Below are 23,277 nucleotides of genomic sequence, written 5' to 3'. Positions count from 1 at the left end.
CGTTTTTCAGGCCTCCCCGTCCTGCCGGAAGCGCCGCACCAGCCAGGACGAGAACGAGCCGACCACCGCGCCGACCAGGGCCACCCCGACGAACATCAGGCCCACCCCGACCACCCGGCCGCGCGGGGTGACGGGGGTGGCGTCGCCGTAGCCCGTGGTCGTCAGGGTGGAGGCGGCCCACCAGACCGAGTCTCCGAAGGTGCGGATATCGGCGTGCGGGGCGTGGTGTTCGTCGTGGTAGACGGCGAGGGCGGCCGCGTAGCCCAGCAGGAGGGCCGTGAGGCCGGCGTAGGTCATCACCCGGGCTTCGAGGGCCAGTCGCGGGTGGTCGCGGCGGCGCTGCACCCGGTCGTAGGTGTCGATCATCCGCAGCGGCCGCAGCAGGGGCAGCACGGTCACCATCAGATCCAGCCAGTGCCGGCGCGCAAAGCGCAGCCGGTGGTCGCTGAGCAGCAGCCGGGCCAGATAGTCGGCGATGAACACGGCCCAGGTCACGGCGGTGACGATGGCCCAGAAGGCGTGCCAGCCGGGGGAGAGGTCGGGGACCAGAACGCGGACGGAGTAGGCGGCGAGGAAGAGCAGCGAGGCGGCCAGGAGGCCGGGCTCGACGGTGCGCTCCCACTGCCGCCGCCGCTGTTGTCTGTCCACCGCTTCAGCATCGCCGAGCGCCCGGCGACCTCCGCCCCAGCGACACGCTGCCAAGGGGCGACGCAATATGCTGGCCCGTATGACAAGCGAGCCGGAACAGCAGATCGGAGTCGGGACCCAGGACGCCTTCCAGCGCCTGTGGACGCCCCACCGGATGGCCTACATCCAGGGTGAGAACAAGCCGAGCGGCCCCGGGGCCGACGACGGCTGCCCGTTCTGCTCGATCCCCGAGAAGTCCGACGAGGACGGTCTGGTGATCGCCCGCGGCGAGCATGTCTATGCGGTACTGAATCTGTATCCGTACAACGGCGGTCATCTGATGGTGGTGCCGTTCCGGCACGTCGCGGACTACACCGAGCTGGACGAGGCGGAGACCGCGGAGCTCGCGGAGTTCACCAAGCGGGCGATGCGGGCGCTGCGCACGGCGTCCGGGGCGCACGGTTTCAACATCGGGATGAACCAGGGGGGCGTCGCCGGGGCCGGGATCGCGGCGCATCTGCACCAGCATGTCGTGCCGCGCTGGGGCGGCGACACCAACTTCATGCCGGTGGTCGGGCACACCAAGGTGCTGCCCCAACTCCTCGCGGACACCCGGGCGATGCTGGCTGCGGCCTGGCCCGCGTAGCGGACGGTTGCCCCGGCGACGGGCGAGGAGGCCGGGCGTCGGGCGGCGGACGCCGGGCGTCCGGAGTCACGACACGAGCCCGGCTGAATCGGGCATATCGCCTCAAATTCGGACGGTTGCCACTCTAATAGTGTGGTGACCTTTCTGGATCGTCGCTCTGTGCTGCGCACGGCCACCTCGGCGGCTGCCGCCGGCGTGCTCGCGGCGGGCTGCGCCCCGGGCCGTACGGACCGCACCGTACGGGACGTCGCCGTGCCGCACCCCGGCGCCCGGCCCCCGGCGCACGCCGCCCGGCCGCCCACCAGGCTCCCCGGCCGCCCCGTACAGATCGACCACGGGCCCCGGGACGGCCGGGCGGTCGCGCTGACCTTCCACGGCCGGGGCGATGCCCGCCTGGCCAGGGCCCTGCTGGGCGAGGCCGAACGGGCCGGCGCCCGGGTGACCGTCCTCGCGGTCGGCGACTGGCTCGACGAGCGGCCCGAGATGGCCCGCCGGATCCTCGACGGCGGCCATGAGCTGGGCAATCACACCATGCACCACCGCAATATCTGCGCCCTGCCGCAGGCCGCGGCGTATGCGGAGATCGCCGGCTGCGCGGACCGGCTGCGGCGGCTGACCGGCAGCATCGGCAGCTGGTTCCGGCCCTCGCAGGCCCGCCGGGCCACCGACCTGGTCACCCGCCTGGCGCGCCAGGCCGGCTATCCGCACGTCCTGTCCTACGACCTGGACTCCCTCGACTCCACCGACCCCGGCGCCCCGGCCGTCCGGCGCACCGTTCTGGACGGCATCGGGCCGGGTTCGGTCGTGAGCCTCCACCTCGGGCACGCCGGCACGGTTGCCGCACTGCCCCCGATCCTCGACGGACTCCGCCGGCGCGGGCTGCGCGCGGTGACGACAACGGAGCTAATGACCTGATGGCTGACCGGAACCGTACCCCCGCCCGTAGATCCCCCCGCCCCGGCCGCCGTACCGCACCGCTCGCCCTGGCCTGCGTCCTGCTGGCGGCGGGCTGTTCCGGCGGCGACTCCCCGGCCCCCGAGGACGGCCCGCGCCCCGCGCGCCCCTCGGCCGCCCGGGCCGCCGGACCGGGGCTGCCCGGGATGCCGCCCCTGGTGGACACCAGGGATCTGTACGCCGCGGACCGGCCCAACCGGCTGGCGCCGCAGGTACGCGACTTTCCGTCGCGGGTCTACGTGCCCAACACCGGCTCCGATTCGGTCAGCGTCATCGACCCCAAAACCTACAAGGTGATCGAGACGATCCCGGTGGGGGTGCAGCCGCAGCACGTCGTGCCGTCATGGGACCTGAAGACGCTGTGGGTCAACAACAACCGCGGGCACGACCTCACCCCGATCGACCCGGCCACCGGGAAGGCCGGAAAGCCCGTCAAGGTCCACGACCCGTACAACCTCTACTTCACGCCCAACGGGAAGTACGCGATCGTGATGGCCTCGATGGACCGTCAGCTGGTCTTCCGGGACCCGCACACCATGGCCGTCCGCAAGACGCTGCCGGTCAGCTGTGGGGGCGTCAATCACGCCGACTTCTCGCCGGACGGGCGGTACTTCATCGTCTCCTGCGAGTTCTCCGGTGAACTGCTCAAGGTGGACACCGAGAAGATGAAGGTGATCGGCCAGGAGAAGCTGCCGTTCGAGGGGGCGATGCCGCAGGACGTGAAGATCTCGCCGAACGGCAGGACCTGGTACATCGCCGACATGATGGCCGACGGGGTGTGGGTCCTGGACGGCGACCGCTTCACCACACCGCGGCTGCTGCCCACCGGCAAGGGCACCCACGGGCTCTATGTCAGCCGCGACTCCAAGACGATGTACATCTCCAACCGGGGCGAGGGCTCCATCTCGCTGCTCGACTTCGCGACCGGGGACCTCGTGGGGAAATGGCACATCCCCGGGGGCGGCAGCCCGGACATGGGCGGGGTGTCGGCGGACGGCAAGGTGCTGTGGCTGTCCGGGCGCTACAACTCGGAGGTCTACGCCCTGGACACCCGTACCGGCAGAACACTCGCCAAGATCCCCGTGGGCCAGGGGCCGCACGGGCTCGCGGTCTATCCGCAGCCGGGGCGGTACTCGCTGGGCCACACGGGGATCTTCCGCTAGGCGGGGCGGAAGTCGGGCGAACTCCCGGCCCTTTCCTAGGCGTTGTACTCGTCGGCCTTCTTCGGCTCCGCGCTCTGGACCATGCCGCTCAGCGCCAGCGAGCGGTTGTCGAAGCGCTCGATGTCCACGCCGTTCTCCTTCAGTACGCTCAGCGCGGCGGCGTGGACGACCCGCAGCACCGGGGTCGCGGCGCGCAGCGCGTCATCGGCCATGAAGCGGTGACGCCAGGGCTTGTCGGCCCACACATGGCGCAGCCCGAACGGCTCGGGGAGGGTGAGCTTGCCGCCGAGGAAGTCCAGCACCGGCGGGAACCAGGTGAGCGGGGCGCGGGCGGCGAGCCGGACGACCTCGTCGGAGTCGATGAGCGGGAGGGTGATCTTCTTGGTCTCCCAGAACCGGACGGTCTTGGCGACGTCCTTGGTCTTGGGCTCCGGCTTGGAGGTGAACAGGCCGTTGACCGGGCCGAGGGCGTGACCGGTCACCTCGATGCGCAGCGTCTCGTGCAGCACCGTGACGGTGATCATCAACGTGAGCACCAGCTGGCCGTCCCACAGGACGAACTGCACACCCAGGTAGTGGCGGTTGCCGGCGCCGAACTGCTGCTCGTTGCAGATCCGCTCTATCTCGTGGCCGCGGATCTGATACGCGTCGGTGTCCGTACCGTCCGGGCGGGAGACCGCACCGGCCTTCTCGCCGACCGGCGCGACGATCCAGTGGCGTACCGACGGCGCCGGGAAGCCGCCGGTGTGCAGCGGGGAGCGCTCCAGCAGGCGCAGCCGGTCGTGGATCACCCGCACGACGTCCCAGCTGCGGAACGGATGGATCTCGACGCCCTCCTGGGCGGGCCGCAGCTCCTCGGCCAGCTGCCAGCTGCCCCAGCGCGTGCCCATGCCGAGTATGCCCTTGGGGCCGGCGTAGAAGACGACATTGCTGCTCTGCTCGGCGGAGACCTTGGCGAGATTCTGGCGGAGGGATTCGGCGGCGGTCTGGTTCGGATCCTGGGGGACCGCCTCGGGGATCTTGGCCGCCACCCCGCCGCCCTCCAGCAGCCCCTGCCAGGCCCCCCGCATCGTCACCGCGGCCTTCTCGCAGATCTGCTTGGCCCACCACCAGCCGATGACGGGGGCGACGACCATGGCGCGGACGTACAGCGGCCAGAAGCCGGTCAGCGGCAGCTTGACCATGAAGTACAGCCCGACGACGCCCAGTACGGCCAGCAGCGCCCCGCCCAGCAGGGAGATGCCGCCGCCGTCCTTGGCGAGCATCTTCTTGAGCTGGAAGCCGCCCAGCCACAGCAGCACCCCGGGCAGGAACAGCAGCCCGAACAGCACCATGATCACGGACAGTTGGGCGTCGCGCTGCTTGCGCAGCCGGGTGGCCGACAGGCAGTGCTCGACGACGGTCTGCGGCTCGGTGCCGAAGGACTGGATCAGCGGCTTGCGGCCGCCGCCCAGCATCCGGACCTGGACGGCGCGCGAGAACGCCTCGCCGAGGTTGGGCTCGAACAGCGACAGTTTCGGCTTCTTGATGTCGGACTTCCCGGAGTCGGAGTCCGCCTCGGAGATCTTGGAGAGCTTGCAGTCGCGATAGGCGGCCGAGGCCAGTGCCTGGGTCGCCGCCGTCTCCCCGGCGCCCCCGGAGACCGGCACCTGCGCCCCCGGACTGAAATCAAAGCCGTCTGCCACTACCGCCCCCATCGCCGCACGCATCCGATGCTGCAGGCTCTTCCCGACTACCGCTCAGGGCATACCTGTTGAGCCGCCCACCGCATTCAGCGTACCGCCGCCGTCCAGCCCGCAGGGCCCGAGCCGGACAGCGGCGGACGCCGCCCCTCACGCGTGGCTATGCGCCGTTGGCGGCCTCGTCCCGTACCTTCTCCGCGAGCTGCGGCGGCATCGGTTCATGCCGTACGTAGCTGCGGGTGAAGCGGCCGGTGCCGTGCGACAGGGAGCGCAGATCGACGGCGTAGCGGCCGAGTTCGATCTCGGGGACCTCGGCGCGCACGAGGGTACGGCCCGCCCCGGACTGCTCGGTGCCCACCACGCGGCCGCGCCGCCCGGACAGATCGCTCATCGCCGGGCCGACGAAATCGTCCGGAATCAGTACGCTCACCTCGGCGACCGGCTCCAGCAGATCGATCCGGGCCGCGGCCGCGGCCTCCCGCAGCGCCAGCGCACCGGACTTCTGGAACGCGGCGTCGGAGGAGTCCACTGAATGCGCCTTGCCGTCGAGCAGTGTGACCCGGACGTCGACCAGCGGATACCCGGCGGCGACCCCGCGGGCGGCCTGCGCCCGCACGCCCTTCTCCACGGACGGGATGAACTGCCGGGGCACCGCGCCGCCCACCACCTTGTCGACGAACTCGATGCCCGAGCCGCCCGGCAGCGGCTCGACGGTGATCTCGCAGATCGCGAACTGGCCGTGCCCGCCGGACTGTTTGACATGGCGTCCGCGGCCGGAGGCCGCCTCGCCGAAGGTCTCCCGCAGCGCCACCTTGTGCGGCACCGTGTCGACCTGGACGCCGTAGCGGGAGCGCAGCCGCTCCAGCGCCACGTCGACATGCGCCTCGCCCAGGCACCACAGCACCATCTGCCGGGTGTCGGGATGGTGCTCCAGCCGCAGCGTCGGATCCTCCGCCACCAGGCGGGACAGTCCCTGCGAGAGCTTGTCGTCGTCGGCCTTGCTGTGCGCCTCGATGGCGACGGGCAGCAGCGGGTCCGGCATCGTCCAGGGCTCCATCAGGAGCGGCGCGTCCTTGTCGGAGAGGGTGTCGCCGGTCTCGGCGCGGGTCAGCTTGGCCACGCACGCCAGATCGCCGGCGATCGCCTGCGACAGCGGACGCTGCTGCTTGCCGAAGGGCGCCGACAGGGCGCCGATCCGCTCGTCGACGTCATGGTCCTCGTGCCCGCGGTCCTCCAGGCCGTGCCCGGAGACATGCACCGTCTCGTCGGGGCGCAGGGTGCCGGAGAAGACCCGTACGAGGGAGACCCGGCCGACGTACGGGTCGGAGGCGGTCTTGACCACCTCGGCCACCAGCGGGCCGTCCGGATCGCAGGCCAGCGCCGGGCAGGCGGTGCCGTCGATGCCGGTCACGGCGGGCGCCGCACGCTCCGCGGGGGTGGGGAAGCCGCCGGTGATCAGCTCCAGCAGCTCCACGGTGCCCAGGCCCTGCCGGGCGCCGTCGGTGGCCGGCGCGGCGGCCAGTACGGGATGGAAGGTGCCCCGGGCGACCGCCGTCTCCAGATCCCCGATGAGCGTCTTGACGTCGATCTCCTCGCCGCCCAGATAGCGGTCCATGAGGGTCTCGTCCTCGCTCTCGGCGATGATCCCCTCGATGAGGCGGTTACGCGCCTGCTCGATCAGCGGCAGCTCCTCCTCGGTTGGCGCGCGCTCGACCCGTTCCCCCGACGAGTGGTCGAAGACCCGCTGGGACAGCAGCCCGATCAGGCCCGTCACCGGGGCGTGCCCGTCGGCGCCCGGCGTGCCGTACAGCGGCAGATACAGCGGCAGCACCGCATCGGGGTCCTCGCCGCCGAAGGTCTCCTGGCACGACCGGACCATCTCGCCGAAGTCGGACCGCGCCGCCTCCAAGTGGGTGATGACCAGCGCCCGCGGCATACCGACCGCCGCGCACTCGTCCCAGACCATCCGGGTCGCCCCGGCCACGCCGTCCGCCGCCGAAACGACGAAAAGGGCCGCGTCCGCCGCACGCAGACCGGCCCGCAGTTCCCCGACGAAATCCGCATACCCCGGGGTGTCCAACACATTGATCTTGACGCCGCCCCAGTCGACGGGGACCAGGGAGAGCTGTACGGAACGCTGCTGGCGGTGCTCGATCTCGTCGTAATCGGAAAGACAGCCGCCGTCCTCGACACGGCCCGCCCGGTTGACCGCGCCGGATGCCAGCGCCAGGGCCTCGACCAGGGTGGTCTTCCCCGCGCCGCTGTGGCCGACCAGCACCACGTTCCTCAGGGCGGTGGGCCGGTCGGCCGTGGGTGCCCTTCCGGCGGCTCCCGGGTGTGTACTCGTCTTCTCGCTCATGTGTCTCGCCTCCAGGTCGACACTTTGCGGTGATTCGAGCTTTCCACCGCGGTCACCATGCGTCCATACAGGGCGCGGCCCACGATCGGGACGTCCGGCGCGATCCCGCCCCCGCCGACGCCCCGCGGCGCGCGCCCCGGCCCGTGCGCCGTACCTCGCGCCCGACGCCGCGGTGCGTTCGTGGTGGCCCGTGGCCGCCTGGCTACGATGGGCCCGCCGGTGGCCCCTTGACCGCGCGGCCCATATCGACCTCCGGGAAGGCCATGCTGAACAAGTACGCGCGTGCGTTCTTCACGCGTGTTCTCACGCCGTTCGCCGCCCTGCTCATCCGCCTCGGGGTCAGCCCGGACGCGGTCACCCTCGTCGGGACCGGCGGTGTGGTCGCCGGGGCCCTGATCTTCTACCCGCAGGGCGAGTTCTTCTGGGGCACGGTCGTCATCACCCTGTTCGTCTTCTCCGACCTGGTCGACGGCAACATGGCGCGCCAGCTGGGCCGCTCCAGCCGCTGGGGCGCCTTCCTCGACTCCACCCTCGACCGGGTCGCCGACTCGGCGATCTTCGGCGGGCTGGCCCTGTGGTACGCCGGGGGCGGCAATGACCTGGTGCTCTGCGCCATCGCCATCTTCTGCCTGGCCAGCGGGCAGGTGGTCTCGTACACCAAGGCCCGCGGCGAGGCCATCGGCCTGCCGGTGAACGTCAACGGCCTGGTCGAGCGCGCCGAGCGCCTGGTGATCTCGCTGGTCGCCTGCGGCCTCTCCGGCCTGCACGCCTTCGGGGTGCCCGGCGTCGAGGTCCTGCTGCCGATCGCGCTGTGGATCGTCGCCGTCGGCAGCGCCGTCACTCTCGGTCAGCGCGTAGTGACGGTACGCCGCGAATCGGCCGAGGCCGACGCCGCCGTCACCCAAGGGGGAAACACCGCATGAGTCCACGCAAGAGCCTCCTGCCCGGGATCAGCACCGACTGGCTCAGCGACACGCTGTACGCCCTGGGCTGGAGCACCGTCAAGAAGCTGCCCGAATCAGCCGCAGTCCTCCTGGGCCGGCAGATCGCCGACCTCACCTGGAAGCGCCGCGGCAAGGGCATCCAGCGCCTGGAGGCGAACCTCGCCCGGGTGGTCCCGGACGCCTCTCCCGAGCGCCTGGCAGAGCTCTCCCGCGCCGGCATGCGGTCGTACATGCGCTACTGGATGGAGTCCTTCCGGCTGCCGGCCTGGAGCAAGGAGCGCATAAGGACCGGCTTCGACCCCGAGGACGTGCACCACCTCACCGACGGCCTGGCGAGCGACCGCGGTGTCATCCTCGCGCTGCCCCATATGGGCAACTACGACCTCGCCGGTGTCTGGGTCACCACCAAGCTCAACACCCCCTTCACCACCGTCGCCCAGCGCCTCGAACCGGCCAGCGTGTACGACCGCTTCGTCGCCTACCGCGAGGGCCTGGGCATGGAGGTCCTGCCGCACACTGGCGGCGCCGCCTTCGGCACCCTCGCCCGGCGTCTGCGGGCCGGCGGCCTGGTCTGCCTGGTCGCCGACCGCGATCTGTCCAGCTCCGGAATCCCGGTCACGTTCTTCGGCGAGGAGACCAAAATGCCCGCCGGGCCCGCGATGCTCGCCCTCCAGACCGGGGCGATGCTGCTGCCCGTCACCCTCTGGTACGACGACGGCCCCGTCATGCGCGGCCGCGTCCACCCGGAGATCGAGGTCCCCCAGGCCGGCACCCGCACCGAGAAGGCCGCCGCGATGACCCAGACGCTCGCCGACGTCTTCGCCTCCGGCATCGCCGACCACCCCGAGGACTGGCACATGCTCCAGCGCCTGTGGCTCGCCGACCTCGAACCACGCGCCCCCGAAGTGCGCGCCACCGGAACGGAGAGCGCGGCGTGAAGATCGGCATCGTCTGCCCCTACGCCTGGGACGTCCCCGGCGGCGTCCAGTTCCACATCCGCGACCTGGCCGAACACCTCATCCACCTGGGCCACGAGGTCTCCGTCCTGGCCCCCTCCGACGACGAGACCCCGCTGCCCCCCTACGTCGTCTCCGCCGGCCGCGCCGTTCCCGTCCCCTACAACGGCTCCGTCGCCCGCCTCAACTTCGGCTTCCTGTCCGCCGCCCGGGTCCGCCGCTGGCTCCAGAACGGCGCCTTCGACGTCATCCACATCCACGAACCGGCCTCCCCCTCGCTCGGCCTGCTCTCCTGCTGGGCGGCCCAGGGGCCCATCGTGGCGACCTTCCACACCTCCAACCCCCGCTCCCGGGCCATGATCGCCGCATACCCGATCCTCCAGCCCGCCCTGGAGAAGATCAGCGCCCGCATCGCGGTCAGCGAATACGCCCGCCGCACCCTCGTCGAACACCTGGGCGGCGACGCGGTGGTCATCCCCAACGGCGTCGACGTCGACTTCTTCGCCCGCGCCGAGCCCAAGCCCGCCTGGCAGGGCCGCACCATCGGCTTCATCGGGCGGATCGACGAGCCCCGCAAGGGCCTGCCCGTCCTGATGAAGGCGCTGCCCGCGATCCTCGCCGAGGTCCCGGACGCCCGCCTCCTGGTGGCGGGCCGCGGCGACGAGGACGAGGCGGTCGCCCAGCTGCCGCCCGACCTGCGCTCCCGCGTCGAATTCCTCGGCATGGTCTCCGACGAGGACAAGGCCCGCCTGCTGCGCAGCGTCGACCTCTACATCGCCCCCAACACCGGCGGCGAATCCTTCGGCATCATCCTCGTCGAGGCCCTGTCCGCCGGAGCCCCCGTCCTGGCCAGCGACCTCGACGCCTTCGCCCAGGTCCTCGACCAGGGCGAAGCCGGCGAACTGTTCACCAACGAGGACGCCGACGCCCTCGCCGCCACCGCCGTACGCCTCCTGCGCGACCCGAAGCGGCTCGCCGAACTCCGCGACCGCGGTGCCAAGCACGTACGCCGCTTCGACTGGTCGACGGTCGGCGCCGACATCCTCGCCGTCTACGAGACCGTCGCCGCGGGCGCGGCCTCGGTGGCGACGGACGAACGCGTGGGGCTGCGCGCACGGTGGGGGCTGGCCAGGGACTGACCCCGGCCCCGACCGCCCGGCACCGCACGCGGCCCCCGGCACAGCGGCGTTCGGCCGGGCGACGCCCCTCGCCCAGGTAACGTCGCTCGCCGTGACCACCCTGATCTGGATCGCCGTCGCGATCGTCCTCATCGGCGTCTATCTGAGCTGGACCGCCGGCCGCCTCGACCGTCTGCACGTGCGTATCGACGCCGCGAAGGCCGCTCTCGACGCCCAGCTGCTGCGCCGCGCCTCGGTCGCCCAGGAGGTGGGGACCTCCGGCGTCCTCGACCCCGCCGCCTCCATCGTCCTCTACCAGGCCGCTCACGAAGCCCGGCAGGCCGAGGACGACCACCGCGAGGTCGCCGAGAGCGAGCTCAGCCAGGCGCTGCGCGCGATCCTCGCGGACGAGGCCCAGCTGACGGCCGTACGGGAGGCACCCGGCGGCGAGCAGACGGTCGCCGAACTCACCGCGGCGGTACGCCGGGTCCCGATGGCTCGCCGCTTCCACAACGACGCCGTACGCGCCGCCCGGGCCGTCCGCCGCCACCGGCTCGTGCGCTACCTCCGCCTCGCCGGCCACGCCCCGTTCCCGCTGGCCTTCGAAATGGACGACGAACCCCCGGCGATCCTGGACGACCGGTCCGCCGGCGCCTGACAATGGGAACCCGAGGGCGCCACCGCCCCGCGAAACCCCGGCCCGCAGCAGCACCCCACGGCTCCCGGCCGCCCCACTCCAAGCCGTGACGAGCCACCCACCTTGAATTGGCCCTTTCCTTAGCTCCCACGCAAACGGTTGTGTGGTCCGCACGCACAACCACCCGCAATGAGTGAGGTCAACCGTGTCCAGCACGCCCACCACGCCCCAGAACCCCGAGACCGGAACGGCACGCGTCAAGCGCGGTATGGCCGAGCAGCTCAAGGGCGGCGTGATCATGGACGTCGTCACGCCGGAAGAGGCGAAGATCGCCGAGGACGCGGGCGCCGTCGCCGTCATGGCCCTGGAGCGGGTCCCCGCCGACATCCGCAAGGACGGCGGCGTGGCCCGTATGTCGGACCCCGACATGATCGACGGCATCATCAACGCCGTCTCCATCCCCGTCATGGCCAAGTCCCGCATCGGCCACTTCGTCGAGGCCCAGGTCCTCCAGTCCCTCGGCGTCGACTACATCGACGAGTCCGAGGTCCTCACCCCGGCCGACGAGGTCAACCACTCCGACAAGTGGGCCTTCACCACCCCCTTCGTCTGCGGCGCCACCAACCTGGGCGAGGCCCTGCGCCGGATCGCCGAGGGCGCCGCCATGATCCGCTCCAAGGGCGAGGCCGGCACCGGCAACGTCGTCGAGGCGGTCCGCCACCTGCGCCAGATCAAGGGCGAGATCGCCAAGCTGCGCGGCTGCGACAACAACGAGCTCTACGCCGCCGCCAAGGAGCTGCGCGCCCCCTTCGAGCTGGTCAAGGAGGTCGCCGAGCTCGGCAAGCTGCCCGTCGTGCTGTTCTCCGCCGGCGGTGTGGCCACCCCGGCCGACGCCGCGCTGATGCGCCAGCTCGGCGCCGAGGGCGTCTTCGTCGGCTCCGGCATCTTCAAGTCCGGCGACCCCGCCAAGCGCGCCGCCGCCATCGTCAAGGCCACCACCTTCTACGACGACCCCAAGGTCATCGCGGATGTCTCCCGCAACCTGGGCGAGGCCATGGTCGGCATCAACTGCGACACCCTCCCCGAGGCCGAGCGCTACGCCAACCGCGGCTGGTAGGACGCGCGGACGGAACGCCGGCACACAGACGCAGGAACACAGACGCAGGAACAAGGACGTAAGAACGCAGATGACTGAGCTGAGCACCCCCACCATCGGTGTGCTGGCGCTCCAGGGCGACGTCCGTGAGCACCTCAAGGCGCTCACGGACGCCGGCGCCCAGGCGCGGCCGGTGCGCCGCCCCGAGGAGCTGGCCGACGTCGACGGCCTGGTCATACCGGGCGGCGAGTCCACCACCATGTCCAAACTGGCGGTCGCCTTCGGCATGCTCGAACCGCTGCGCGCGTTCGTGCGGTACGCCAAGCCGGTCTACGGCACCTGCGCCGGCATGATCATGGTCGCGGACAAGCTGCTGGACGCCCGCGAGGACCAGGAGACGCTCGGCGGCATCGACATGATCGTGCGCCGCAACGCCTTCGGGCGGCAGAACGAGTCCTTCGAAGCCGCCGTCGAGGTGGCCGGCATCCCCGGCGGACCGGTCGAGGGCGTCTTCATCCGCGCGCCCTGGGTCGAGTCGGTCGGCGCCGCGGTGGAGGTCCTGGCGACGTACGGCGGCCACACCGTGGCCGTGCGGCAGGGTAACGTCCTGGCCACGTCGTTCCACCCGGAGCTCACCGGCGACCACCGGGTCCATGCGCTGTTCGTGGAGATGGTGCGCGCATCGGCTGAGTAACACCGGGTGATCCAGCCCCGGTAGGATCGATGGCGTTCGTTTCGGAATTGGGTTACGCGAAGGAGACAGGCGGATGTCCGGCCACTCTAAATGGGCTACGACGAAGCACAAGAAGGCCGTGATCGATGCCAAGCGCGGCAAGCTCTTCGCGAAGCTGATCAAGAACATCGAGGTCGCGGCCCGTACGGGCGGTGCCGACCCGGACGGCAACCCGACCCTCTTCGACGCCATCCAGAAGGCCAAGAAGTCGTCGGTGCCGAACAAGAACATCGACTCCGCGGTCAAGCGCGGCGCGGGCCTGGAGGCCGGCGGCGCCGACTACGAGACCATCATGTACGAGGGTTACGGCCCCAACGGTGTCGCGGTGCTCATCGAGTGCCTCACCGACAACCGCAACCGCGCCGCCTCGGACGTCCGCGTCGCGATGACCCGTAACGGCGGTTCGATGGCCGACCCGGGCTCGGTGTCCTACCTGTTCAACCGCAAGGGCGTGGTGATCGTCCCCAAGGGCGGGCTGAGCGAGGACGACGTCCTGGGCGCGGTCCTGGACGCCGGCGCCGAGGAAGTCAACGACCTCGGTGAGTCCTTCGAGGTGCTCAGCGAGGCCACCGACCTGGTCGCGGTCCGCAGCGCGCTCCAGGAAGCCGGGATCGACTACGACTCCGCCGACGCCAACTTCGTCCCGACCATGCAGGTCGAGCTGGAGGAAGAGGGCGCGCGCAAGATCTTCAAGTTGATCGACGCGCTGGAGGACAGCGACGACGTGCAGAACGTCTTCGCCAACTTCGACGTGTCGGACGACGTCATGGCGAAGGTCGACGCCTGAGCCACGTCACCACGGCCGTACCGCACGGGCCGACGGGGAACACACCCCGTCGGCCCGTGGCGTTGTCGGGGCCGCCCGTTGTCAGACCCACCCGCTACTGTGCTGAGCAGGGGATCTCCGGTCCCCCATGGGGAAGACGGCGGACGAAACGGTACGGCACAGGGCCGGCGGCAACACGGCAAGAGGGGAGGGGCACCGTGAAGGTGCTCGGGGTGGACCCGGGGCTGACGCGTTGTGGTGTCGGCGTGGTCGAAGGGGTGGCCGGTCGGCCGCTGAAGATGGCCGGGGTCGGGGTCGTACGGACTCCGGCGGACGCCGACATCGCCGACCGCCTCGTCCTCATCGAGCAGGGCATCGAGTCCTGGCTCGACGCCCACCGCCCCGAATACGTCGCGGTGGAGCGGGTGTTCAGCCAGCACAACGTCCGTACGGTCATGGGCACCGCCCAGGCCAGCGCCGTCGCGATGCTGTGTGCCGCGCGCCGCGGACTGCCCGTCGCGCTGCACACCCCCAGCGAGGTCAAGGCCGCCGTGACCGGATCCGGGCGAGCCGACAAGGCGCAGGTCGGTGCCATGGTGACCCGGCTGCTGCGGCTGGACGCGCCGCCGAAACCGGCCGATGCCGCCGACGCCCTCGCCCTCGCCATCTGTCACATCTGGCGCGCCCCCGCGATAAACCGCCTCCAGCAGGCGCATGCCGCGGCCCGTCGCGCCGCTCCCGTCCGTACGCCGAAGGGCACCCGATGATCGCTTTTGTCTCCGGCCCGGTCGCGGCCCTGGCTCCCGATACCGCCGTCGTCGAGGTCGGCGGGATCGGCGTGGCCGTCCAGTGCACCCCGGACACCCTGTCCGGGCTGCGGGTGGGCGAGCACGCCAGGCTCGCCACCTCCCTCGTCGTCCGCGAGGACTCCCTGACCCTGTACGGCTTCGCCGACGACGACGAGCGGGGGACCTTCGAGCTGCTCCAGACCGCCAGCGGCGTCGGGCCGCGGCTCGCCCAGGCGATGCTGGCCGTGCACTCGCCGGACACCCTGCGCCTCGCGGTCGCGGGCGGCGACGAGAAGACGCTGACCGCCGTGCCCGGCATCGGCAAGAAGGGCGCGCAGAAGCTGCTGCTGGAACTCAAGGACCGGCTCGGCGCGCCGGTGGGCACCCGCCGCGCGGGCACCGCCGCCCCGGGCGAGGCCGGCTGGCGTGATCAGCTGCATGCCGCGCTGATCGGGCTCGGCTATGCCGCCCGCGAGGCGGACGAGGCGCTGGACGCGGTCGCCCCGCAGGCCGAGGCGGCGCTCGCCGACGGCGCCCGGCCGCAGGTGCCGCAGCTGCTCAAGGCCGCGCTGCAGGCCCTCAACCGCTCGCGATGACCCCCGCCGCACGGGCCGCGCGCCCCCGACCGTACGACCACCCCGGCGGCCCGGCCGCCCCGACCCCGCGAGGCAATCCGCAGTGAACTGGGACGAGACCGCACCGTCCACCGACGACGCCGCCACCGTGCCCGACCGCCTGGTGGCGGCCGACGCCGACGGTGAGGAGACCGCCGTCGAGGCCGCGCTGCGGCCCAAGGACCTGGAGGAGTTCGTCGGCCAGGAGCGGGTGCGCGAACAGCTCGACCTGGTGCTGCGGGCCGCCCGCGCCCGCGGCGCCACCGCGGACCACGTCCTGCTCTCCGGCGCGCCGGGCCTCGGCAAGACCACCCTCTCGATGATCATCGCGGCCGAGATGGGCGTCCCGATCCGGATCACCTCCGGCCCCGCCATCCAGCACGCCGGCGATCTCGCCGCGATCCTCTCCTCTCTCCAGGAGGGCGAGGTGCTCTTCCTGGACGAGATCCACCGGATGTCCCGTCCGGCGGAGGAAATGCTCTACATGGCGATGGAGGACTTCCGGGTCGATGTGATCGTCGGGAAGGGGCCGGGCGCCACCGCCATTCCGCTGGAGCTCCCGCCGTTCACCCTGGTCGGCGCCACGACCCGGGCCGGTCTGCTGCCGCCGCCGCTGCGCGACCGCTTCGGCTTCACCGGGCATATGGAGTTCTACGCCCCGGCCGAGCTGGAGCGCGTCATCCACCGGTCGGCGGGCCTGCTGGAGCTCGACATAGAGCCGGCGGGCGCCGCCGAGATCGCCGGCCGCTCGCGCGGTACGCCCCGTATCGCCAACCGCCTGCTGCGCCGCGTCCGCGACTACGCCCAGGTCAAGGCCGACGGCGTGATCACCCGCGAGACCGCCGCGCAGGCCCTGGACGTCTACGAGGTCGACGGCCGCGGCCTGGACCGCCTCGACCGCGCCGTGCTCACCGCCCTGCTCAAGCTGTTCGGCGGCGGCCCGGTGGGCCTGTCCACGCTGGCGGTCGCGGTGGGGGAGGAGCGCGAGACGGTCGAGGAGGTCGCCGAACCGTTCCTCGTCCGGGAAGGGCTGCTGGCCAGGACGCCCCGCGGCCGGATCGCCACCCCGGCGGCCTGGTCCCATATGGGGCTGGTCCCGCCGCAGCAGCAGGCGGGGGCGGGCGGGCAGCAGGGACTGTTCGGGCCGTGACGGCGCGGAGACTCGCCCGGCCAGGAACTGCGGTGCGATGCTGAGCGTTGTTCCTGTGGTGGGGACTCGCTTAGACTCCGCCGATGCCGTCCGTACGGACCGCATACCCACCCCCGTATATCAGACCGCGGACCAGCGGTCGTGCGAAGGATGTCCGTCCCGTGCCCAATAGTCTCGTGACTCTCCTCCCCTTCATCGTCCTCATCGGGGCCATGTTCCTGATGACCCGGTCGGCCAAGAAGAAGCAGCAAGCGGCGCAGCAGATGCGTAACGAGATGCAGCCTGGCACCGGCGTCCGGACGATCGGGGGCATGTATGCCACCGTCAAGGAAATCCACGAGGAGTCCGTCCTCCTGGAGGTGGCGCCGGGCGTGCACGCCATTTACGCCAAGAACGCCATCGGCGCCGTGCTCGCCGATGACGAGTACAACCGCATCCTGGACGGCGCCGACCCGATCAAGACCGACGAGCCGGTCGTTCCGGACGACGCCTCGTCGCTGACCGGCGACGCCGCGGATGAGGACACCGCGAAGGCCGAGAAGGCCGACAAGATCGACCTGGGCAAGGACGCCCCCGAGGCCGCGGCCGACAAGCCCGCCGAGGGAGCCGAGGCCGGCAAGGACGCCGCCGAGGCCGATGCGGAATCCGCCAAGGAGGACAAGAAGACCGGCGGCGACGACGCGAAGTAGTCCGCCCCCGGGGAACCGCGCTGTGCCGCGCCTACGGCGCACCGCGGTTCCCTGACGGTCTAGGCTCCGGCGGGGGGCACGTCCCCACAAGACTTCGTGGCCGCTCGGCAACACCCGAAGCCGAGGGGTTGGACAGGGAGATACGAGAAGGTGGCAGCACCGAAGAAGGGCCGCAGGGCGCCCGCTGGCCATGGGCATCCGGGTCGCACCCTGGTCCTGATCCTGGTCGTGATGATCGGGCTGGTCGGCGGGATGTTCTGGTACGGGCATCTCACGCCGCGGCTGGGCATCGACCTGGCGGGCGGCACCAGCTTCACGCTGGCGGCGCAGAACCAGCCCGGTAAGCCCAACGCGATCAACGAGACCAATATGAACACCGCCGCCGGGATCATGGAGCGGCGGGTCAACGGTCTGGGTGTGTCCGAGACCGAGGTCCAGACGCAGGGCAACGACCACATCATCGTGAACATCCCCAAGGGGACGGACGCGAAGCAGGCCCGCCAGCAGGTCGGCACCACCGCCCAGCTCGGATTCCGGCCGGTGCTGACCATTGCCCCGGGCACCAAGACCCCCGTGCCGAACCCCTCCAAGGGCCAGCAGGGCAAGAACGACCAGGGCAAGGGCGACAAGGCCGGCGGCAAGCAGGGCTCGCAGCAGAAGGTCACCTCCCCGTCGAAGCCCAGCGCCTCGCCGACCACGCAGGGCCGGCCCGTCACCGACGCGCTGAAGAAGGCGCCGTCCGCCAAGCCCACCCCCTCGGGTTCGGCCAAGCCCTCGCCGAAGCCGTCGCCGACCCCGCCGGGTCCCGGCGCCGGGATCGCGAAGCAGCTCGCCGCGCTGGACTGCTCCACCAAGCAGGGCCGCGCCCTGGCAGGCCAGCAGGCCGCCAACGCCAAGCCGTCCGATCAGGTCGTCGCCTGTAACCAGGAGGGCACGCAGAAGTACGTGCTCGGCCCGGTGGCCGTCGAGGGCATGGACGTCAAGGACGCCAAGGCGGCCTTCGACAGCCAGGGCGGCCAGGGCTGGATCGTCCAGATGGACTTCACCTCGGACGGCGGCAAGAAGTTCGCGGACATCACCGGCAAGCTCGCCGCCAAGGCGCCGCCGCAGAACCAGTTCGCGATCGTCCTGGACGGCGCGGTGGTCTCCGACCCGCGCGTCGACCAGCAGCTCAACGGCGGCAGCGCCACCATCTCCGGCGGCGGCTTCACCCAGCAGTCCTCCGAGGACCTGGCCAACATGCTGTCGTACGGCGCCCTGCCGCTGTCCTTCCACATCGACGACGAGACCACGGTGACCGCGGCGCTCGGCGGCGAGCAGCTGCACGCCGGTCTGCTGGCCGGTGCGATCGGCCTCGGCCTGGTCGTCCTCTACCTGATCGCCTACTACCGGGGCCTGTCGCTGGTCGCGCTGGCCAGCCTCACGGTCTCGGCGATCCTCACGTACACGATCATGACGCTGCTCGGCCCGGCCATCGGGTTCGCGCTGAACCTCCCGGCGGTCTGCGGCGCCATCGTCGCCATCGGTATCACCGCCGACTCCTTCATCGTCTACTTCGAACGCATCCGGGACGAGATCCGCGAGGGCCGCACGCTGCGCCCGGCCGTCGAACGCGGCTGGCCCCGGGCCCGCCGCACGATCCTGGTCTCCGACTTCGTGTCGTTCCTGGCCGCCGCGGTGCTGTTCATCGTCACCGTCGGCAAGGTGAAGGGCTTCGCCTTCACCCTCGGCCTGACCACCCTGCTCGACGTCGTCGTGGTCTTCCTCTTCACCAAGCCGCTGATGACGCTGCTGGCCCGGCGGAAGTTCTTCGCCAACGGCCACCCCTGGTCCGGTCTCGACCCCAAGCGCCTGGGCGCCAAGCCGCCGCTGCGCCGCCGTCGCACCGCCCCCACCCAGACGAAGGAGGCGTGAGATGTCCAAGCTCGGAAGCATCGGCGCCCGGCTCTACCGCGGTGAGGTCGGCTACGACTTCATCGGCAAGCGGAAGATCTGGTACGGCATCTCGATCCTCATCACCATCACGGCCTTGGTGGGCCTGGCGGTGCGGGGGCTGAACTTCGGTATCGAGTTCTCCGGCGGTGCGGTCTTCAGCACCCCGAAGACCTCCGTGTCGTCCGCAGAGGCCCAGCACACCGCCGAGTCGGCGGCCCCCGGCCACCAGGCCATGGTGCAGAAGCTCGGCAACGGCACGCTGCGCATCCAGATCAGCGGCCTGGACACCAAGCAGTCGCTGCCCGTCCAGGAGCAGATCGCCAAGGACCTCAAGGTCCCGGTCGACAACGTCAACACCCAGCTGGTCGGCCCGAGTTGGGGCGAGCAGATCGCCGACAAGGCGTGGCTGGGCCTGGGGATCTTCATGGTCCTGGTGGTGCTCTATCTGGCCGTGGCCTTCGAGTGGCGGATGGCGCTGGCCGCGCTGATCGCGCTGATCCACGACCTGACGATCACCGTCGGCGTCTACGCCCTGGTCGGCTTCGAGGTCACCCCGGGCACGGTCATCGGTCTGCTGACCATCCTCGGTTACTCCCTGTACGACACGGTCGTCGTCTTCGACAGCCTCAAGGAAGCCTCCAAGGACATCACCAAGCAGACCCGCTTCACCTACAGCGAGATCGCCAACCGCTCCATCAACGGCACCCTGGTGCGCTCCATCAACACCACGGTCGTGGCGCTGCTGCCGGTCGCCGGTCTGCTGTTCGTCGGCGGCGGGGTGCTGGGCGCGGGCATGCTCAACGACATCTCGCTGGCCCTGTTCGTCGGTCTGGCGGCCGGTGCGTACTCCTCGATCTTCATCGCCACTCCGCTGGTCGCCGACCTCAAGGAGCGCGAGCCGCAGATGAAGGCGCTGGCCAAGCGGGTCAGGGCCAAGCGCGCCGCGGCCGAGGCCAAGGAGGCGAGCCGCGCGGAGGCGGTGGACGACCCGCAGGACGACCCCGAGGACGGCGCCTCCGTCGTCGGACCGCGCCCCCAGCCCGACGCCCGCAACCGCGGTCGCGGCCGTCCGTCGGGCAAGCGCCGATGACCGCCCCTGCAGCGCTGCGCGAGCTGCTGCTCGGCCGGATCGCGGACGTCCCCGACTATCCGCAGCCGGGCGTGATGTTCAAGGACATCACCCCGCTGCTGGCCGACCCGGCCGCCTTCGGCGCGCTGACCGACGCCTTCGCCGATCTGTGCGCCCGGCACCGCGCGGACAAGGTCGTCGGCCTGGAGGCGCGCGGCTTCATCCTCGCCGCGCCCGTCGCCGTACGGGCCGGGGTCGGCTTCGTCCCCGCACGCAAGGCCGGCAAGCTGCCCGGGGAGACGCTCGGGCAGAGCTACGACCTGGAGTACGGCACCGCCGAGATCGAGATCCACGCCGATGCGCTGGCACCGGGGGAGAGGGTGCTGGTGATCGACGACGTGCTCGCCACCGGTGGCACCGCCGATGCCTCGCTCCAGCTCATCCGCCGTGCGGGCGCCGAGGTCGCGGGCGTGGCGGTGCTGCTGGAGCTCGGCTTCCTCGCCGGGCGGCAGCGGCTGGAGCCGGGCCTGAAGGGCGCTCCGCTGGAGGCCCTGATCACGGTCTGAACCGCAGCGCGGACCGTCGTACGCGGCAGGGGCACCCGGGAACATTCCGGGTGCCCCTGCCGCTGTGTCATGTACGGAACCAGGCCGCGCAAGAGCGCCGGGCCGCGGGTCGATACCATGGCACCCCGGCCTGTTCGTGGTCTCGGGGTCCGGAACCGCTTGAGGAGTGCTCTTGCCAGACGAGGCCCAGCCGCTCTCCCCCGGACTGCGTCCGAAGGGATCCACCGCCGCGCGCCAGGACGAGCCGAAGCCCAAGGACGCGGCGTCCCCCGCCACGTCCGGGGCCGGCAAGAGCGGCGCCACGCCCCGTCCGGCGGACGCGAAGAAGCAGGGCGCGACCGCGACCGGAGCCCGGCCCGGCACCGCCGCGCCCAAGCCGCCCGCCAAGGCCGGGCCGCCGGGAGCGCACGCCGCCTCCTCGGCGCCCAAGCCCGCCCCGTCCGCCTCCGCGGGCCGCTCCGGGACACCCAACCGCGTCCGGGCCCGCCTCGCCCGACTGGGCGTACAGCGCTCCAGCCCGTACAACCCGGTCCTCGAACCGCTGCTGCGCGCCGTCCGCGCCAACGACCCCAAGATCGAGACCGCCACGCTGCGCCAGGTCGAGCGGGCCTACCAGGTCGCCGAGCGCTGGCACCGCGGCCAGAAGCGCAAGAGCGGTGACCCGTACATCACCCACCCGCTCGCGGTCACCACCATCCTCGCCGAGCTGGGCATGGACCCGGCCACGCTGATGGCGGGCCTGCTGCACGACACCGTCGAGGACACCGAATACGGCCTGGAGCAGCTGCGTCGCGACTTCGGCGACCAGGTGGCGCTGCTGGTCGACGGCGTCACCAAGCTCGACCGGGTCAAGTTCGGCGAGGCCGCACAGGCCGAGACCGTCCGCAAGATGGTCGTCGCGATGGCCAAGGACCCGCGCGTCCTGGTCATCAAGCTCGCCGACCGGCTGCACAACATGCGCACCATGCGCTACCTCAAGCGGGAGAAGCAGGAGAAGAAGGCCCGCGAGACGCTGGAGATCTACGCCCCGCTCGCCCACCGCCTGGGCATGAACACCATCAAGTGGGAGCTGGAGGACCTCGCCTTCGCGATCCTCTACCCCAAGATGTACGACGAGATCGTGCGTCTGGTCGCCGAGCGGGCGCCCAAGCGGGACGAGTATCTGGCGATAGTGACCGACGAGGTCCAGGCCGATCTGCGCGCCGCCCGCATCAAGGCCACCGTCACCGGCCGCCCCAAGCACTACTACAGCGTCTACCAGAAGATGATCGTCCGCGGCCGCGACTTCGCGGAGATCTACGACCTGGTGGGCATCCGCGTCCTGGTCGACACGGTCCGCGACTGCTACGCCGCCCTCGGCACGATCCACGCGCGATGGAACCCGGTCCCCGGCCGGTTCAAGGACTACATCGCGATGCCGAAGTTCAACATGTACCAGTCGCTGCACACGACGGTGATCGGCCCCAGCGGCAAGCCCGTCGAGCTCCAGATCCGCACCTTCGACATGCACCGCCGCGCCGAGTACGGCATCGCCGCGCACTGGAAGTACAAGCAGGAGGCGGTCGCCGGCGCCTCCAAGATCCGTACGGATGTGCCGAAGAACGCCGGCAAGGGCCAGGACACGGTCAACGACATGGCCTGGCTGCGGCAGTTGCTCGACTGGCAGAAGGAGACCGAGGACCCGGGCGAGTTCCTCGAATCGCTGCGCTTCGACCTCTCGCGCAACGAGGTCTTCGTCTTCACGCCGAAGGGCGACGTGATAGCGCTCCCGGCCGGCGCCACGCCCGTCGACTTCGCCTACGCGGTGCACACCGAGGTCGGTCACCGCACGATAGGAGCGCGGGTCAACGGACGCCTCGTCCCGCTCGAATCGACCCTGGACAACGGCGACTTGGTGGAGGTCTTCACCTCCAAGGCGCCGGGCGCCGGACCGTCCCGCGACTGGCTCGGCTTCGTCAAATCGCCGCGCGCCCGCAACAAGATCCGCGGCTGGTTCTCCAAGGAGCGCCGCGACGAGGCGATCGAGCAGGGCAAGGACGCCATCGCCCGCGCCATGCGCAAGCAGAACCTGCCCATCCAGCGGATCCTGACCGGCGACTCCCTGGTCACCCTCGCCCACGAGATGCGCTACCCCGACATCTCCTCCCTCTACGCCGCCATCGGCGAGGGACATGTCGCCGCGCAGGGCGTCGTCCAGAAGCTGGTGCAGGCGCTCGGCGGGCAGGACGAGGCCACCGAGGACATCGCCGAGTCCACTCCGATCCGGCCGCGCTCCAAGCGCCGTTCCAGCGCCGATCCGGGCGTGGTCGTCAAGGGCGTCGACGATGTGTGGGTCAAGCTGGCCCGCTGTTGTACGCCGGTGCCGGGCGACCCCATCATCGGCTTCGTCACCCGCGGCAGCGGCGTCTCGGTGCACCGCGGTGACTGCGTCAACGTCGACTCGCTCTCCCAGCAGCCCGAGCGGATCCTGGACGTCGAGTGGGCGCCCACCCAGTCCTCGGTCTTCCTGGTCGCCATCCAGGTCGAGGCCCTGGACCGCTCCCGGCTGCTGTCGGACGTCACGCGGGTGCTGTCCGACCAGCACGTCAACATCCTCTCCGCGGCCGTCCAGACCTCCCGCGACCGCGTCGCCACCTCCCGCTTCACCTTCGAGATGGGCGACCCCAAGCATCTGGGGCATGTGCTCAAGGCCGTACGCGGCGTGGAGGGCGTGTACGACGTGTACCGGGTGACGTCGGCCCGCAGGCCGTAGCAGGCAGACGAAGGGCCCGGTACGGATCCCGTA

21 protein-coding genes are annotated in these 23,277 nt (G+C 71.1%); 18 read left to right on the top strand and 3 right to left on the bottom strand.

What is annotated here, in order from left to right:
- Positions 1–6: 6 nt before the first annotated feature.
- Complete coding sequence (locus B1H19_RS09640; RefSeq protein WP_083104205.1) at positions 7–648, bottom strand: potassium channel family protein; 642 nt, start codon at positions 646–648, stop codon at positions 7–9.
- 67 nt (positions 649–715) lie between these two features.
- On the opposite strand from B1H19_RS09640, the gene B1H19_RS09635 reads away from it, so the two are divergent.
- The 3 genes from B1H19_RS09635 to B1H19_RS09625 all read left to right on the top strand — a co-directional run bounded on the left by B1H19_RS09635 (position 716) and on the right by B1H19_RS09625 (position 3,390).
- Positions 716–1,273 (top strand): HIT family protein, encoded by a 558-nt coding sequence (locus tag B1H19_RS09635; protein ID WP_083104204.1) that lies wholly within the window; start codon positions 716–718, stop codon positions 1,271–1,273.
- A gap of 135 nt (positions 1,274–1,408) precedes the next feature.
- On the top strand, positions 1,409–2,188 hold the full coding sequence (locus tag B1H19_RS09630; RefSeq protein ID WP_418361437.1) for a polysaccharide deacetylase family protein: 780 nt from the start codon (positions 1,409–1,411) through the stop codon (positions 2,186–2,188).
- Positions 2,188–3,390, top strand: a complete 1,203-nt coding sequence (locus tag B1H19_RS09625; RefSeq protein WP_083104202.1) for a YncE family protein — start codon at positions 2,188–2,190, stop codon at positions 3,388–3,390. Before B1H19_RS09630 ends, B1H19_RS09625 begins: the two co-directional genes overlap by 1 nt.
- A gap of 35 nt (positions 3,391–3,425) precedes the next feature.
- Here B1H19_RS09625 and B1H19_RS09620 read toward each other — a convergent pair whose 3' ends face one another.
- Together B1H19_RS09620 and B1H19_RS09615 are read right to left on the bottom strand one after the other, a co-directional pair.
- Positions 3,426–5,099 (bottom strand): hypothetical protein, encoded by a 1,674-nt coding sequence (locus tag B1H19_RS09620; protein ID WP_203237126.1) that lies wholly within the window; start codon positions 5,097–5,099, stop codon positions 3,426–3,428.
- Positions 5,100–5,232: 133 nt separating this feature from the next.
- Positions 5,233–7,431, bottom strand: coding sequence for an elongation factor G-like protein EF-G2 (locus B1H19_RS09615; protein ID WP_083104201.1), 2,199 nt, complete (start codon positions 7,429–7,431; stop codon positions 5,233–5,235).
- Positions 7,432–7,694: 263 nt separating this feature from the next.
- Between B1H19_RS09615 and pgsA the strand changes: the two genes are divergently transcribed.
- The 15 genes from pgsA to B1H19_RS09540 all read left to right on the top strand — a co-directional run bounded on the left by pgsA (position 7,695) and on the right by B1H19_RS09540 (position 23,244).
- Positions 7,695–8,354, top strand: a complete 660-nt coding sequence (gene pgsA / locus B1H19_RS09610) for a phosphatidylinositol phosphate synthase (protein ID WP_030067138.1) — start codon at positions 7,695–7,697, stop codon at positions 8,352–8,354.
- Positions 8,351–9,313 carry a phosphatidylinositol mannoside acyltransferase gene (locus tag B1H19_RS09605; protein ID WP_083104200.1) on the top strand — a complete coding sequence of 321 codons (963 nt, stop codon included), beginning with the start codon at positions 8,351–8,353 and terminating at the stop codon, positions 9,311–9,313. Before pgsA ends, B1H19_RS09605 begins: the two co-directional genes overlap by 4 nt.
- Positions 9,310–10,470 carry a glycosyltransferase family 4 protein gene (locus B1H19_RS09600; protein WP_083104199.1) on the top strand — a complete coding sequence of 387 codons (1,161 nt, stop codon included), beginning with the start codon at positions 9,310–9,312 and terminating at the stop codon, positions 10,468–10,470. The genes B1H19_RS09605 and B1H19_RS09600 overlap by 4 nt, the downstream gene beginning before the upstream one ends.
- Before the next feature lie 91 nt (positions 10,471–10,561).
- On the top strand, positions 10,562–11,107 hold the full coding sequence (locus B1H19_RS09595) for a LemA family protein (protein ID WP_044365014.1): 546 nt from the start codon (positions 10,562–10,564) through the stop codon (positions 11,105–11,107).
- Between the two features lie 184 nt (positions 11,108–11,291).
- Positions 11,292–12,203 carry a pyridoxal 5'-phosphate synthase lyase subunit PdxS gene (gene pdxS, locus B1H19_RS09590; RefSeq protein ID WP_083104198.1) on the top strand — a complete coding sequence of 304 codons (912 nt, stop codon included), beginning with the start codon at positions 11,292–11,294 and terminating at the stop codon, positions 12,201–12,203.
- A gap of 70 nt (positions 12,204–12,273) precedes the next feature.
- A complete protein-coding gene (gene pdxT / locus B1H19_RS09585; RefSeq protein WP_083104197.1) occupies positions 12,274–12,876 on the top strand; it encodes a pyridoxal 5'-phosphate synthase glutaminase subunit PdxT in 603 nt (200 codons plus the stop codon).
- Positions 12,877–12,949: 73 nt separating this feature from the next.
- A complete protein-coding gene (locus B1H19_RS09580; RefSeq protein ID WP_083104196.1) occupies positions 12,950–13,702 on the top strand; it encodes a YebC/PmpR family DNA-binding transcriptional regulator in 753 nt (250 codons plus the stop codon).
- A 197-nt stretch (positions 13,703–13,899) separates the two neighbouring features.
- Positions 13,900–14,448 (top strand): crossover junction endodeoxyribonuclease RuvC, encoded by a 549-nt coding sequence (ruvC, locus tag B1H19_RS09575; RefSeq protein WP_083104195.1) that lies wholly within the window; start codon positions 13,900–13,902, stop codon positions 14,446–14,448.
- The gene (gene ruvA, locus B1H19_RS09570; protein ID WP_083104194.1) at positions 14,445–15,065 is read left to right on the top strand and encodes a Holliday junction branch migration protein RuvA; all 621 of its coding nucleotides are present in this window, start codon (positions 14,445–14,447) and stop codon (positions 15,063–15,065) included. The genes ruvC and ruvA overlap by 4 nt, the downstream gene beginning before the upstream one ends.
- A gap of 82 nt (positions 15,066–15,147) precedes the next feature.
- The gene (ruvB, locus tag B1H19_RS09565; protein ID WP_083104193.1) at positions 15,148–16,233 is read left to right on the top strand and encodes a Holliday junction branch migration DNA helicase RuvB; all 1,086 of its coding nucleotides are present in this window, start codon (positions 15,148–15,150) and stop codon (positions 16,231–16,233) included.
- A gap of 176 nt (positions 16,234–16,409) precedes the next feature.
- A complete protein-coding gene (gene yajC / locus B1H19_RS09560) occupies positions 16,410–16,922 on the top strand; it encodes a preprotein translocase subunit YajC (protein ID WP_257789441.1) in 513 nt (170 codons plus the stop codon).
- A 150-nt stretch (positions 16,923–17,072) separates the two neighbouring features.
- The gene (secD, locus tag B1H19_RS09555; RefSeq protein WP_083104191.1) at positions 17,073–18,836 is read left to right on the top strand and encodes a protein translocase subunit SecD; all 1,764 of its coding nucleotides are present in this window, start codon (positions 17,073–17,075) and stop codon (positions 18,834–18,836) included.
- 1 nt (position 18,837) lies between these two features.
- The gene (gene secF / locus B1H19_RS09550) at positions 18,838–19,947 is read left to right on the top strand and encodes a protein translocase subunit SecF (RefSeq protein WP_083104190.1); all 1,110 of its coding nucleotides are present in this window, start codon (positions 18,838–18,840) and stop codon (positions 19,945–19,947) included.
- Entirely contained in the window at positions 19,944–20,492 is a 549-nt protein-coding gene (locus B1H19_RS09545; RefSeq protein WP_083104189.1) for an adenine phosphoribosyltransferase, read from the top strand. The genes secF and B1H19_RS09545 overlap by 4 nt, the downstream gene beginning before the upstream one ends.
- A 172-nt stretch (positions 20,493–20,664) precedes the next feature.
- Positions 20,665–23,244, top strand: coding sequence for a RelA/SpoT family protein (locus B1H19_RS09540; protein WP_083104188.1), 2,580 nt, complete (start codon positions 20,665–20,667; stop codon positions 23,242–23,244).
- The last annotated feature ends 33 nt before the right edge of the window (positions 23,245–23,277 follow it).

This window comes from Streptomyces gilvosporeus (assembly GCF_002082195.1).
GTDB classification, from domain to species: domain Bacteria; phylum Actinomycetota; class Actinomycetes; order Streptomycetales; family Streptomycetaceae; genus Streptomyces; species Streptomyces gilvosporeus.
This window is presented reverse-complemented; position numbering and strand designations above follow the sequence as displayed.

Excerpts from the sequence above, each read along its gene's own strand:
- B1H19_RS09635 (WP_083104204.1), top strand. The coding sequence starts at position 716 with ATGCTGGCCCGTATGACAAGCGAGCCGGAACAGCAGATCGGAGTCGGG.
- B1H19_RS09625 (WP_083104202.1), top strand. The coding sequence starts at position 2,188 with ATGGCTGACCGGAACCGTACCCCCGCCCGTAGATCCCCCCGCCCCGGC.
- B1H19_RS09620 (WP_203237126.1), bottom strand. The coding sequence starts at position 5,099 with ATGCGTGCGGCGATGGGGGCGGTAGTGGCAGACGGCTTTGATTTCAGT.
- B1H19_RS09615 (WP_083104201.1), bottom strand. The coding sequence starts at position 7,431 with ATGAGCGAGAAGACGAGTACACACCCGGGAGCCGCCGGAAGGGCACCC.
- pgsA (WP_030067138.1), top strand. The coding sequence starts at position 7,695 with ATGCTGAACAAGTACGCGCGTGCGTTCTTCACGCGTGTTCTCACGCCG.
- B1H19_RS09605 (WP_083104200.1), top strand. The coding sequence starts at position 8,351 with ATGAGTCCACGCAAGAGCCTCCTGCCCGGGATCAGCACCGACTGGCTC.
- pdxT (WP_083104197.1), top strand. The coding sequence starts at position 12,274 with ATGACTGAGCTGAGCACCCCCACCATCGGTGTGCTGGCGCTCCAGGGC.
- B1H19_RS09580 (WP_083104196.1), top strand. The coding sequence starts at position 12,950 with ATGTCCGGCCACTCTAAATGGGCTACGACGAAGCACAAGAAGGCCGTG.
- ruvA (WP_083104194.1), top strand. The coding sequence starts at position 14,445 with ATGATCGCTTTTGTCTCCGGCCCGGTCGCGGCCCTGGCTCCCGATACC.
- secF (WP_083104190.1), top strand. The coding sequence starts at position 18,838 with ATGTCCAAGCTCGGAAGCATCGGCGCCCGGCTCTACCGCGGTGAGGTC.
- B1H19_RS09545 (WP_083104189.1), top strand. The coding sequence starts at position 19,944 with ATGACCGCCCCTGCAGCGCTGCGCGAGCTGCTGCTCGGCCGGATCGCG.